12 protein-coding genes are annotated in these 11,757 nt (G+C 69.9%); 5 read left to right on the top strand and 7 right to left on the bottom strand.

All coding sequences use genetic code 11. The features are described from left to right. The 4 genes from VGE03_RS10125 to lpxK all read left to right on the top strand — a co-directional run. Nucleotides 1-1,754: ABC transporter ATP-binding protein (locus tag VGE03_RS10125; protein ID WP_331046361.1), on the top strand; the 1,754-nt coding region annotated here is incomplete at its 5' end. Between the two features lie 169 nt (nucleotides 1,755-1,923). Beyond that, entirely contained in the window at nucleotides 1,924-2,610 is a 687-nt protein-coding gene (locus VGE03_RS10130; protein WP_331046362.1) for a lysophospholipid acyltransferase family protein, read from the top strand. 2 nt (nucleotides 2,611-2,612) lie between these two features. Continuing rightward, nucleotides 2,613-3,908 carry a 3-deoxy-D-manno-octulosonic acid transferase gene (locus tag VGE03_RS10135; RefSeq protein ID WP_331046363.1) on the top strand — a complete coding sequence of 432 codons (1,296 nt, stop codon included), beginning with the start codon at nucleotides 2,613-2,615 and terminating at the stop codon, nucleotides 3,906-3,908. Then, nucleotides 3,905-4,939 (top strand): tetraacyldisaccharide 4'-kinase, encoded by a 1,035-nt coding sequence (gene lpxK / locus VGE03_RS10140; protein WP_331046364.1) that lies wholly within the window; start codon nucleotides 3,905-3,907, stop codon nucleotides 4,937-4,939. Before VGE03_RS10135 ends, lpxK begins: the two co-directional genes overlap by 4 nt. Here lpxK and VGE03_RS10145 read toward each other — a convergent pair. Then, nucleotides 4,924-6,222, bottom strand: coding sequence for an amidohydrolase family protein (locus tag VGE03_RS10145; RefSeq protein WP_331046385.1), 1,299 nt, complete (start codon nucleotides 6,220-6,222; stop codon nucleotides 4,924-4,926). The two genes, lpxK and VGE03_RS10145, sit on opposite strands and share 16 nt — an antisense overlap. Before the next feature lie 144 nt (nucleotides 6,223-6,366). On the opposite strand from VGE03_RS10145, the gene VGE03_RS10150 reads away from it, so the two are divergent. Continuing rightward, nucleotides 6,367-7,089, top strand: coding sequence for a murein L,D-transpeptidase catalytic domain family protein (locus VGE03_RS10150; RefSeq protein ID WP_331046365.1), 723 nt, complete (start codon nucleotides 6,367-6,369; stop codon nucleotides 7,087-7,089). A gap of 37 nt (nucleotides 7,090-7,126) precedes the next feature. On the opposite strand, the gene VGE03_RS10155 is transcribed toward VGE03_RS10150, so the two are convergent. The 6 genes from VGE03_RS10155 to VGE03_RS10180 all read right to left on the bottom strand — a co-directional run bounded on the left by VGE03_RS10155 (nucleotide 7,127) and on the right by VGE03_RS10180 (nucleotide 11,596). Next, nucleotides 7,127-7,507 (bottom strand): hypothetical protein, encoded by a 381-nt coding sequence (locus VGE03_RS10155; RefSeq protein WP_331046366.1) that lies wholly within the window; start codon nucleotides 7,505-7,507, stop codon nucleotides 7,127-7,129. A 39-nt stretch (nucleotides 7,508-7,546) separates the two neighbouring features. Further along, nucleotides 7,547-9,457, bottom strand: a complete 1,911-nt coding sequence (locus VGE03_RS10160) for a methyl-accepting chemotaxis protein (RefSeq protein WP_331046367.1) — start codon at nucleotides 9,455-9,457, stop codon at nucleotides 7,547-7,549. A 112-nt stretch (nucleotides 9,458-9,569) separates the two neighbouring features. Further along, nucleotides 9,570-9,845 (bottom strand): type II toxin-antitoxin system RelE/ParE family toxin, encoded by a 276-nt coding sequence (locus VGE03_RS10165; protein ID WP_331046368.1) that lies wholly within the window; start codon nucleotides 9,843-9,845, stop codon nucleotides 9,570-9,572. Continuing rightward, nucleotides 9,833-10,018, bottom strand: coding sequence for a CopG family transcriptional regulator (locus VGE03_RS10170; protein WP_331046369.1), 186 nt, complete (start codon nucleotides 10,016-10,018; stop codon nucleotides 9,833-9,835). Before VGE03_RS10170 ends, VGE03_RS10165 begins: the two co-directional genes overlap by 13 nt. Nucleotides 10,019-10,090: 72 nt before the next feature. After that, the gene (gene purD / locus VGE03_RS10175) at nucleotides 10,091-11,365 is read right to left on the bottom strand and encodes a phosphoribosylamine--glycine ligase (protein ID WP_331046370.1); all 1,275 of its coding nucleotides are present in this window, start codon (nucleotides 11,363-11,365) and stop codon (nucleotides 10,091-10,093) included. A 57-nt stretch (nucleotides 11,366-11,422) separates the two neighbouring features. Further along, nucleotides 11,423-11,596 (bottom strand): hypothetical protein, encoded by a 174-nt coding sequence (locus tag VGE03_RS10180; protein WP_331046371.1) that lies wholly within the window; start codon nucleotides 11,594-11,596, stop codon nucleotides 11,423-11,425. Nucleotides 11,597-11,757 lie beyond the last annotated feature (161 nt).

An 11,757-nucleotide genomic window follows, 5' to 3' on the forward strand; every position in this document is an offset into this window, starting at 1 on the left:
CCCGCGCCCTGATCGCACGGGTGGCGCGCATCTACATGGCGCCGCGCTGGAAGGGCTGGGCGACGGCGATGCTGGCCGCCGTGGTGGTGGCCTACTGCAGCGCCCGCCTGGTCCAGATCATCGAGCCCGCCACCAACGACCTGCTGGTGTTCCGGAAGCCGGGCGCCCTGCTGGTGCTCCCGTTGACCATCGCGGCCTTGGCGCTGGCGCGCACCGTCGCCCAGGTGGTCCAGGCGACCCTGGTCAACCGCATCGGCAACGCCGTGGTCGGCGACGTGCAGGTGCAGCTGTTCGGCAAGCTGGTCCGCGCCGACCTCGCCCACCTGCGCAGCCAGCACTCCGGCGCCTACGTTTCCTCCGTCCTCTACGACGCGGGCCTGATCCGCGAGGCGGCCACCGCCGGCGTCGTGAACTACACCCAGAACGCGCTGATCTTCCTGGGCGCGCTGATCGTGATGATCGGCAACGACTGGGTGCTGTCCCTGGTGCTGTTGGCCGCCGTGCCCATCGCCGGCGCCATCATGCGCCGCTTCTCCAAGCGCACGACCAAGGCCGCCAAGGGCGCCATGCAGGAGACCTCGGCGCTGTCCTCGGCGATCATGGAGAGCCTGGACGGCGTCCGCGTCGTGAAGCTGGAGAACCGCGAGGCGCACGAGGAGGCTCGGGTCGCGGAGGTGGTCGGCCGTCGCCAGTCGCACCTGACCAAGGGCGCCAATGCGCGGGCCCGGGCCGCGCCGGCCACCGAACTGCTGATGACCCTGATCGTGGCCATCGTCTTCGCCTACGCCGGCTGGCGCGCCCAGTCGGGCGAGATGAACGCCGGCGCCTTCTTCTCCTTCGTGGCCTCGCTGACCATGGCCAGCCAGGCCCTGCGCCAGCTCGCCAACCTGCAGACCGTGTTCGCCGAGGGCATGTCGGCGGCGCGCCGCCTGTTCGCCGCCCTGGATGTCGAACCCGAGGTTCGCGAGCGGCCAGGCGCCCAGCCCGTGGGCCAGGTGGACGGCCTGATCCGCTTCGAGGACGTGGGCTTCAGCTATGGCGGCGAAGGCCCGCCGGCGCTGGGCGGCGTCAGCCTGGAGGCCCGCCGCGGCGAGACCGTCGCCCTGGTCGGCCCTTCGGGCGGCGGCAAGAGCACCATCCTCAACCTGATCCCGCGCTTCTATGACGTCAGCGGCGGCCGCGTGACCCTGGATGGCCGCGACGTGCGCGACGTCGCGATCGCCTCGCTCCGCGACCAGATCGCGCTGGTCACCCAGGAGCCGTTCCTGTTCGACGACACGGTGCGCGCCAACATCGCCTACGCCCGCCCGGCGGCGACCCAGGCCGAGGTCGAGGAGGCGGCGAAGGCCGCCGCGGCCCACGACTTCATCGCCGCCCTGACCGACGGCTACGACAGCCTGGTCGGCGAGGCCGGCGCACGCCTGTCCGGCGGCCAGCGCCAGCGCATCGCCATCGCCCGCGCCTTCCTGAAGGACGCGCCGATCCTCCTGCTCGACGAGGCCACCTCGGCCCTCGACACCGAGAGCGAGGCTCTGGTGCAGGCGGCGCTGGAGCGGTTGATGGAAGGCCGCGCCACCCTGATGATCGCCCACCGCCTGTCCACGGTCCGCAACGCCGACCGCATCTATGTGATCGAGGCGGGCAAGGTGGTCGAACAGGGCTCCCATTCGGCGCTGGTGAAGAAGGGCGGCCTCTACGCCCGTCTGGCCAGGCAACAGTCCCTCGACGGTGATCCGGTCGAGGTGGTGTCGTGAGTGTCGCGTCGAACATCTCCCCTTCCCCTCGAGGGGGAAGGGGCCGGGGGATGGGGTGGCGGCACGCTGTCACAGGATATGGCGCGCGAGGCGACGGAGCCTTTAAGGCTCGTCTTGCAATGACCTGCCTCCACCCCACCCAACCCTCCCCCTCGAGGGGAGGGCTTTCATGAGGCCCCTCCGCATTCCCTTCATCCAGAACACCCTGGCGTGGGTGCTCGCCGCATGGATGCGCTTCTGCTTCGCCACCATTCGCTGGACCCACCAGAACGAGGGCGTCGCCGAAGCCGTCTGGAAACAGGGCGGCGGCGTGCTGGCCGTCTTCTGGCACTCGCGCATCGGCCTCAGCCCCGCCTGCTGGCCGCTGGACCGCGCCACGCCCGCCAAGGCCCTGATCTCGCTCAGCGCCGACGGGGAGTTCATCGCCAAGGCCGTCGCCCGTCAGGGCTTCCCCGCCGTGCGTGGCTCCTCGGCCAACAAGGACAAGGCCAAGGCGGCCAAGGGCGGGACGCAGGCCCTGCGCGACGGGCTGAAGCAGCTCAAGGTCGGCGGTCTGGCCATCACCCCGGACGGCCCGCGCGGTCCGGCCCGCCAGATGGCCGAGGGCCTGCCCATGCTGGCCAAGATTTCCGGCGTCCCCGCCCTGTTCATCGGCCTGAGCTGCAACCCGGCCATCCGCCTGAACAGCTGGGACAAGGCCATCCTGCCCCTGCCCTTCGGCAAGGGCGCCGTGGTCTGGGATGTCGCCGACTACCCCGAGGGCGCGGACATGGCCGACGTCGTCGCGGCTTGGACCGAACGGTTGAACGCCGTCGAGGCCGAGGCTGACGCCATCACCGGTCTGGAGCGGGTCTGACCTTGAGCCCCGCCCTGATCCTCTACCGGCTCCTGACCCGGGCGCTGGAGCCTCTGGCTCCCCGCCTGCTCGACGCCCGCGCCAAGAAGGGCAAGGAAGACCCCGCCCGCGTCGATGAACGGCTGGGCCTGACCCGGGTCCCCCGGCCGGACGGCGAGGTCGTCTGGCTGCACGGCGTCAGCGTCGGCGAGACCCTGTCCCTGTTGCCCGTGGTCGAGCGGCTGCGCGCCACCCGGCCCGACCTGACCATCCTCGTCACCTCCGGCACCCTGACGTCCGCCAACCTGCTGGCCCGCCGCCTGCCCGAGGGGGTGATCCACCAGTTCGCCCCGGTCGACGCGCCCGGCGCGGTCGACGCCTTCCTGACGAAGTGGAAGCCCGTCGTCGGCGTCTTCGTCGAAAGCGAGCTGTGGCCGAACCTGATCCTGGAATCCCGCCGTCGCGGGGTGAAGCTGGTGCTGGCCAGCGCCCGCATCACCGAAAAGACCGTCGCCGGCTGGCGGCGCTTCCCCGGCGCGGCGCGCGAGATCCTCTCGGCCTTCGACGTGGTCCTGCCGCAGGACGGCGTTTCCGCCGACCGGCTGGAAAGCCTCGGCGCCCGCATCGACGGCCACGTGAACCTCAAGCTGGCCGGGGACGCCCCGCCCCATGACGGCGCCGCCTTCACCCGCCTCAGCGCCGCCATCGGCGACAGGCCCGTGGTCGTGGCCGCCAGCACCCATGACGGCGAGGAAATCGCCATCGTCCGCGCGCTGGACAAGCTGACCGAGCGGCTCTGCCTGATCCTGATCCCCCGCCACCCGGAACGCAGCGCGGCCATCGCCGCCGCCCTGACCCGCGACGGCTATCGCTTCGCCCTGCGCTCGCAAGGTCGTCAGCCGGACAGCGACACCGACCTCTATGTCGCCGACACCCTGGGCGAGATGGGCCTGTTCCTGCGGCTGGCCGACGTCGTCGTCATGGGCGGCAGTTTCTCGGCGGCGCTGGAGAAGCCCCCCGTCGGCGGCCACAATCCGCTGGAGCCCGCGCGTCTGGGCAAACCGGCCGTCACCGGCCCGGACATGACCAACTGGGCCGCGATCACCGAGGCGCTGGTCGAGGCGGGCGGACTGCGGATCGTCGCCGCCCCGTGGGACCTGCCGGGCGTCCTCACGCCCCTGTTGGCCGATGACAAGGCCGCCCGCGCCATGGGCGACCGGGGCCGTCGCGCCGCCGCCGAGGCCGGCTCCGGGCTGGAGCGCCTGATCGACAGCCTGCAGCCCCTGCTGCCGCCTGCGCCCTCCCGGAAGCGCCGATGAGCCTCAGCACGCCGAAATGGTGGTATCTGCGCGACCGCAAGTCGGCGGCCATGACCCGCCTGCTGCTCAAACCCGTGTCGTGGATCTGGGCCGGGGTCACCGCGAACCGCATCGCGCGAACCACCCCGGTTGATGCGGGCGTGCCTGTCATCTCCATCGGCAATCTGACCGTCGGCGGCTCGGGCAAGACGCCGATCGCCCGCGAGGTCCTGCGCCTGCTGCGCGCCTCCGGCGTCGACGCCCAGGCCCTGTCGCGCGGCTACGGCGGCAGGCTGGAAGGCCCGGTCCGCGTGGACCTGTCCGCACACACCGCCGCGGACGTCGGCGACGAACCGCTGATGCTGGCGCTGGACAGCCCGGCGTGGATTTCCCGCGATCGCGTCGCCGGGGCGAAGGCCGCCGCCGCGGAGGGCGCCCGGGCGCTGGTGCTGGACGACGGCCACCAGAACCCGGCCCTGAAGAAGACCCTCAGCCTGATCGTCGTGGACGGCGAGACCCGCGACGACGAATGGCCCTTCGGCGACGGCTCGGTCTTCCCGTCAGGTCCGATGCGCGAGCCGCTGAAGGCCGGGCTGGCCCGCGCCGACGCCGTGGTCATCCTGATGCCGTCGGATCTGGCCGAGCCCGATCCGGACCTGCTCGAGACCTTCGGGGCCCTGCCCGTCTTCATCGCCCGGCTGGAGCCCGCCGGGCCGCCGCCCGCTGGCCCGCTGGTCGGCTTCGCGGGCATCGCCAAGCCGTGGAAGGTCGAGCGCTCGCTGAAGGCCGCCGGCGCCGAGTTGGCCGACTTCGCCCCCTTCCCCGATCACGCCGCCTTCCGGGACGAAGACCTCCGCTTCCTCGCCGACCGTGCGGACCAGTTCGGCGCGACCCTGGTCACCACCGAAAAGGACTGGTCCCGCCTGCCGCCCGACTGGCGCGCCCGGGTCGTCAACTGGCCCGTGAAGGCGACCTTCGAGGACGAGGCGGGGTTTCTGGACTTGCTCGTCAGTTCCTCCCCCAAGGGGGAGGAACTCTACTCGTCCCGGTAGACCGTCCCGCCCTTCATCACGAAGGACACCCGCTCCAGTTCCGTCACGTCCGTCAGCGGATCGCCGCGCACCGCGATCAGGTCCGCCGGCATGCCGACGGCGATCCGGCCCGCCTGGTCCTGGATGCGCAGGTGCGCCGCCGCGTTGACGGTCGCCGCCTGGATCGCCTCCAGCGGGGTCAGGCCCGCCCGCACCAGCAGGGCGAACTCCTGGGCGTTGTCGCCGTGGGCCGAGACGCCGCTGTCCGTGCCGAAGGCGATGCGGACCCCGCCCTCATGCGCCCGGCGCGCCATGTCCAGCATCAGCGGGCCCGCTTCCAGCGCCTTGGCCGTCTGGGCCGGGGTGAAGAAGTTGTCCGGGCCCGAGGCGACGCGGGTGACGAAGTCGCCGGCCATAAGGGTCGGCACCAGATAGACGCCGTCGCGGCGCATCAGCCGGATCGACTCCGCATCCAGATAGGTGCCGTGCTCGATCGAGTCGCCGCCCGCGCGCAGGAAGCTGTTGATCCCGTCGGCGCCGTGGGCGTGGGCCGTCACCTGTCGCCCCATCCGGTGCGCGGCGTCGATGATGGCTTCCAGCTCCTCGTCCGAGAACTGCTGGCCCAGTCCCGCCGCCGTGTTCGACAGCACCCCGCCGGTGGCCGTGATCTTGATGATGTCGGCCCCCGAGCGCACCTGCAGCCGCACCGCGCGCATGCAGTCCTCCGGACCCGAGCAGATGCTCTCGCCGGTGAACATATGCATGATGTCCTCCCGGTAGCCGTTGATGTCGCCGTGGCCACCGTGGATCGACACCGCCTCGCCCGAGGCGATGATGCGCGGGCCGGGCACATCGCCCCGGCGGACCGCGTCGCGCAGGGCGAAGATCGACTCGTTCGTCGCGCCCAGATCGGCCACCGTGGTGAACCCCGCCCGCAGGGTCCGCATCGCATAGCGCGCGCCGACGAAGGCCTGGTCCGAGTTCGACTGGGTCACCCCGTCCAGACGCGAGGTCGGGCTCTGCTCACCCGTCAGATGGACGTGGCTGTCGATCAGTCCGGGCAGGACGAATTCGCCCCGCAGATCGACCACCGTCCCCTCGCCGACGAAGCCGTCGCGGATTTCGACGACCTGGTTCCCTCTGATCACGAGAGTTTTATCGCGTTGCACAATTCCTGTGGAGGGATCGGCCAGAAGCCGCCCCACTTGGACGAACGTTGTTCCCGTCTCCGGCGAAACCGGCTGGCTCGCGGGCGTTTGCGCGGCGACGCTTGTCGCCACAAGTGCGGCGATGGCCGCGAACATCGTCGTGATCGTCTTCACGAAAAACCTCCCTCAGTCCCCGGAACACCTTACCTGTCCACCGCCGGACGCCAAGGCTCAGGTTGCCTTCCCCGGTCGGTTTTGAAACAACCCGTCACTTCCTGTGAAACATGCGAGGGGCGTCGCATGCGGCTTGCCAGACGCGGATTCATCCTGGGCGGTGCGGCCCTTCTCTCGGGTTGCGCCTCCGCGGCGGCGACCCGGCCCACCGGCGTCTTCACCCCGGTGACCAATGCCCAGGCCGCGCCGGTTCCGGCGCCGCAGATCGTCGTCGGCGCCGCCGAGCCCGAGGCCATCACGGCCCAGCTGAACTCCACCCGTCTGCTCGATCCGCGCGGTCAGGTCCGTCAGGAGCTCATCGAGCGCGCGCTGGCGGCCATGGACATCCACGGCCACAAGATCACCAAGCGCGACCGCATGTATCTGGTCGACTTCACCAAATTCTCGGGCGACGAGCGGCTGTACGAAGTCGATCTGGCCGGCGGCGCCGTCACCCTGATGCGCACCTGCCACGGCCGCGGCTCGGATCCGGATCATTCGGGTTACGCCCGCAGCTTCTCCAACACCCCCGAGAGCTTCAAGTCGTCGGTCGGCGCCTTCGCCACCGCCGGCGCCGGCTGGGGCGCCCAGCAGGGCCCGAACGTTCTGCTCGACGGTCTGGAGTACACCAACAACAACGCCCGCGAGCGCGCCATCATCGTCCACGGCGCCGACTACGCCGACCCGGCCTTCCTGGCCCGCGAAGGCAAGCTGGGCCGTTCCTACGGCTGCTTCTCGGTGGCCCACACCGACCTGCCCCGCCTGCGCGAGCGCATGGGCGAAGGCCGCCTGCTCTTCGCCTGGGCCTGAGCCCCTCCGAAGCTCAACCGGAGCGGCGCGCCCGGGCTCAGTGGGCCAGCACAAGCACGGTCGGTTCTTCCAAGGCTCCGTCGGCTGTCCAGCTGAAGTTCGTCTTGTAGTGACGCTGCAGGGGATGCCCATCGCTGAAGGCCGCCCGGATATCGAACCAGCACTCTGGCATTGAGCCGAAGTAGTCGCACCAGATGTTCCGGACCTCGATCAGCCTTGCGGTTTCGCCCGGATGGGCCTCCGACCGGAACAGGCTGGCGTAGGGCGGCATGCGCTCGGTGCTGTGGCTGGTCCAGTTGTCGGCGACGAAGCTGCGAATTTGCGCCCGCGACGGCAGCGGCTCACGTTCGACACCGAAAAAACTCGCACACCCTCCGGTCAGAAGGCTGATGGTTAGCAGGAGCAGACAGCGGATCATCCGATCAGGCTATCCGCGCCTGGTCTCGTCTGTCACCCCTCAGAACTCTTCCCAGCCGTCCTCGACCGCGTGCGCCTTCAGGGCCGCGCCGCCGTGGCCGACCGTCTTCATCTGGACGACCGGCGCCTGACGGACCGCCGGACGAGCTGCGGCCGCCGCCGCCGGGGCGTCGCCGATCCGGAAGCGCGACACGGACCCGGCCAGCACCTCGGCCTCCTGCGACAGCGAGTGGCTCGCGGCGGTGGATTCCTCGACCATGGCGGCGTTCTGCTGGGTGACCTGATCCATCTGGTTCACGGCCGTGTTGACCTGCTGCAGACCGGTGGCTTGCTCCTGCGCCGAGGCGGCGATCTCGGACACCAGCTCATCGATCTCCGCCACGCGGCTGACGATCCGCTGCAGGGCCTCGCCGGTCTGGCCGACCAGGCTGACGCCCGCGTTCACTTGCTGGGTCGAGGCCGAGATCAGGGTCTTGATCTCCTTGGCCGCTTCCGCCGAGCGCTGGGCCAGCGCCCGCACTTCCGAGGCCACCACCGCGAAACCGCGACCGGCGTCGCCCGCGCGGGCGGCTTCCACCCCGGCGTTCAGGGCCAGCAGATTGGTCTGGAAGGCGATTTCGTCGATCACGCCGATGATCTGGCCGATCTCCTGCGACGACTTCTCGATCGCGCCCATGGCGTGGACCGCGTCCCGCACCACCACGCCGCTGGTCTGGGCGTCGTCCTTGGCGGCCTGCACGGTCTGCGAGGCCTGACGGGCGCCCGAGGCGGTCTTGTTCACCGTCGCGGTGATCTGGTCCAGCGCCGCGGCGGTCTCCTCCAGCGAGGCGGCCTGCTGCTCCGTCCTGCGCGACAGGTCGTCAGCCGCGATGCTGATCTCGCCCGAGCCCGAACGGATCGCCGACACATTGGTCACCACCACCGACATCGCCGACTTCAGCTGGGCGATGGCCGCATTGAAATCGTTCTGCAGCTTGGCGTAGTGCGGCGGGAAGGGCTGGGTGAGGCTGTAGGTCAGGTCGCCGCGCATCAGGTGATCCAGACCCTCGCCGAGGGCCGCCACCACCACCGCCTGCTCGCGCGCTGCGGCGTCCGTCATCTGCTGGTTCTTCGCCCGCTCGGCCTCCGTCGCGCTGCGATTGGCCACGGCCTCGGCTTCCAGCCGTTCCGCCGTGATCGCCGCCTCGCGGAACACCTCCAGAGCCGCCGCCATCTGGCCGACCTCGTCCCGGCGCTGCAGGCCCGGAATGTCTGAGGTCTTGTCGCCCGCCGCCAGCGCGCGCATCCGCTCCGACAGGGCCACGACCGGGCGCGACACCGACCGGCCGATCAGGCCGCCGCTGACCGCCATGGCCACCACCACCAGCAGCGCCATCGCGCCCAGGGCGAGCGCCGCCTTGGCAACCAGTCCGGCGATCTCATCGGTGTGGACGCCCGACCCGATCACCCAGCCCCAGGGCGCGAAGCCCTTCACGAAGGAGATCTTCGGCGAGGCGTGCTCCTCGCCCGGCTTGTTCCACTGGTAGGCGACGAAGCCTTCGCCGTCGGCGCGGACGACCTCGACCATCCTGGTGAACATGCGCACGCCGTCGGCGTCCACGTTCCCGCTGATGTCCTTGCCGTCCAGTTTCGGATTGGTCGGATGCATCACCATGTTGGGATGCATGTCGTTGATCCAGAAGTAGTCCTCGCCGCCGTACCGCAGGCTCTTCAACGCCGCCTTGGCCGCCTCCTGGGCCTGCTGCTCGCTCATCAGACCGGCGGTCTGCTGGGCGTGATAGTGGGCCACGACGCCATGGGCGACCTCGACGGTCTTGCGGGTGCGGTCAGCGATCTCGCTGCGCAGCGCCCCGTTCAGCTGCATCAGCGACAGCCCCAGCAGGATCAGCAATCCCGCGACCGCCAGCAGGGTCAGCAGGCTGATGCGTTTTCCGATCGTCAGGGCTTTCATGGCGGCGGTTTCCGGATGGACGGGAGGCCCCATCGGAATGCCATCGCTCTCTGAAAAGCTGACTAATCAGTGATTAGGCATAAATCCGTACCGCCACGCTGGCCTCGCGCCGTCAGCCTTCCGGCCGCCGGGCGGAATGGCGAATGGACAGGATCCGGACTTCGTCGCCGACGACGATGTACTGGATCACATAGGGAACGGTGATCGTCAGCTCGCGACGACCACGCGATATCGGACGCCCGCGATCCGGCATTGTCGATAAGCCCTCGCAGGCCCGGATGATGTCGAGTTCCAGACGCGCCGCCGCACGGGGATTGAACGTGCGAATGTACGTCGAGATATCCGCGACGTTCTCAAGCGCCCCGTCTGACCAGACTACTCGCCACACTTCGGTCGCGGCAGCGGATTTTCTGTCGACAGGGACCGCAGCCACCGTGTGACGGCCTCGTTGGCAACGGACTTCCCGGCGTCCATGTCCGCCATGATCTGGTCGAGCTCGGCCTGATCCATGTCGTCGAACACGGCCGACTCTTCCTGAAACTCGCGCGGCGGTTCGCTCATGGGCCGATCATGACATGGATGGCCGCAAGCTGCACGCTCCCTCAACCTCAGCGCGCGAGTGGCGGAAACGTCCTATTCCCGGTCCAGCGCCCGCCAGGCGATGTCGGTGCGGTAGAAGCCGCCCGGCCAGTCGATCTTCTTGATCGCGGCATAGGCGCGCTCGCGGGCCTCGGCGATGTCCTTGCCCCGGGCGCAGACGTTCAGCACCCGGCCGCCGGCGGCGACCAGCTGGCCGTCCTCCTGCCGCCGCGTCCCGGCGTGGAAGACCTGCACGTTCGGGCCGAAGTCCTGCTCGGCGCCGCGGATGATCGAGCCCTCGACCGGACTGTCCGGATACCCCTGCGCCGCCATGACCACGCAGATGACCGTGTCGGACAGGAACTCCGGCAGGGTCGCCCGGCTCAGGTCGCCCCGCGCGCAAGCCAGCAGCATCGGCACGATGTCGCCGCCCAGACGCATCATCAGCACCTGGCATTCCGGATCGCCGAAGCGGGCGTTGAACTCCACCACCTTGGGGCCATCGGTGGTCGCCATCAGGCCGGCGTACAGCACGCCGCGATAGGGCATGCCCTCGGCGGCCATGCCGTCGATCACCGGCTTCACCACCTCGCGCTCGGCGGCCTCGACCAGTTCCGGCGTGAAGACGGGGGCGGGCGAATAGCTGCCCATGCCGCCGGTGTTGGGCCCCAGGTCGCCGTCATAGGCGCGCTTGTGGTCCTGCGCCCCGCCCAGCAGGACGTAGTTGCGGCCGTCGGACAGGGCGAACAGCGAGCCTTCCTCGCCGTCCATGAACTCCTCGATGACCACCCGGGCGCCGGCCTGGCCGAAGCGGCCGCCCAGCATCCACTCGATCTCGCGTTCGGCCTCGCGCTTGGTCGGCGAGATGGCCACGCCCTTGCCGGCGGCCAGGCCGTCGGCCTTGATCACATACGGCGGCTTGAACACGGTCAGCGCCTGCCGCGCCTCGTGCAGCCGCTCATAGACGCCGAAGCCGGCGGTCGGGATCTCGTGCCGCTCCATGAAGGCCTTGGAGAAGGCCTTGGAGGTTTCCAGCTGCGCGGCCTTCGCCGTCGGACCGAAACAGGGGATGCCCGCGGCGGCCAGCCGGTCGGCCAGCCCCTTCTCCAGCGCGCTTTCGGGGCCGACCACCACCAGATCGGCGCGGATCTCGCGCGCCAGCGCCGCCAGCTGGTCGGCGTCCGTCGCCTTGATCGCGCGCAGCTCGCCCAGCTTCTCCATGCCCGGATTGCCCGGCGCGATGACCAGACGCTTCACGAGCGGAGACTGGGCGATCTTCCACGCCAGGGCGTGCTCGCGCCCACCTGATCCGACCAGCAGGATATTCATGACCGCGCAAGTACCGCACCTGCGAAGGCGGTCAAGTCGTACGGTCCCGGATCGGGGTCAAATCAGGGCGGAAACAACGTAAACGAGGGCGCCCAGCATCACGACGCCGCCCAGCACCAGCCACAGCCCCGTCTCCGGCGACCCCGAGCGGCGGCGCATCCCGCGTTCGCGCGGGTCCTGATCGGCGGGGTCGGTGTCGGGCGGATCGGCCATGATCTGCAAACGACCCACACCTGATCGCCGTTCCCTTTCGCATTGCGGCAAGCTTGGCCCTGTCCCTTGTGGAGAAGGCGGCCTAAACCGCCCGACCATGTTCGTTCCCTTCCGCCCCCATCATCGCGTCGCCCTTCTCGCCGGAAGTGCACTCTGTGCATTGTCCGCCCCCGCTTTCG

It is taken from the genome of Brevundimonas sp., from assembly GCF_036400995.1.
In the GTDB taxonomy this organism is placed as follows: Bacteria; Pseudomonadota; Alphaproteobacteria; order Caulobacterales; family Caulobacteraceae; genus Brevundimonas.

Excerpts from the sequence above, each read along its gene's own strand:
- VGE03_RS10130 (WP_331046362.1), top strand. The coding sequence starts at position 1,924 with ATGAGGCCCCTCCGCATTCCCTTCATCCAGAACACCCTGGCGTGGGTG.
- lpxK (WP_331046364.1), top strand. The coding sequence starts at position 3,905 with ATGAGCCTCAGCACGCCGAAATGGTGGTATCTGCGCGACCGCAAGTCG.
- VGE03_RS10145 (WP_331046385.1), bottom strand. The coding sequence starts at position 6,222 with ATGTTCGCGGCCATCGCCGCACTTGTGGCGACAAGCGTCGCCGCGCAA.
- VGE03_RS10150 (WP_331046365.1), top strand. The coding sequence starts at position 6,367 with ATGCGGCTTGCCAGACGCGGATTCATCCTGGGCGGTGCGGCCCTTCTC.
- VGE03_RS10155 (WP_331046366.1), bottom strand. The coding sequence starts at position 7,507 with ATGATCCGCTGTCTGCTCCTGCTAACCATCAGCCTTCTGACCGGAGGG.
- VGE03_RS10160 (WP_331046367.1), bottom strand. The coding sequence starts at position 9,457 with ATGAAAGCCCTGACGATCGGAAAACGCATCAGCCTGCTGACCCTGCTG.
- VGE03_RS10170 (WP_331046369.1), bottom strand. The coding sequence starts at position 10,018 with ATGAGCGAACCGCCGCGCGAGTTTCAGGAAGAGTCGGCCGTGTTCGAC.
- purD (WP_331046370.1), bottom strand. The coding sequence starts at position 11,365 with ATGAATATCCTGCTGGTCGGATCAGGTGGGCGCGAGCACGCCCTGGCG.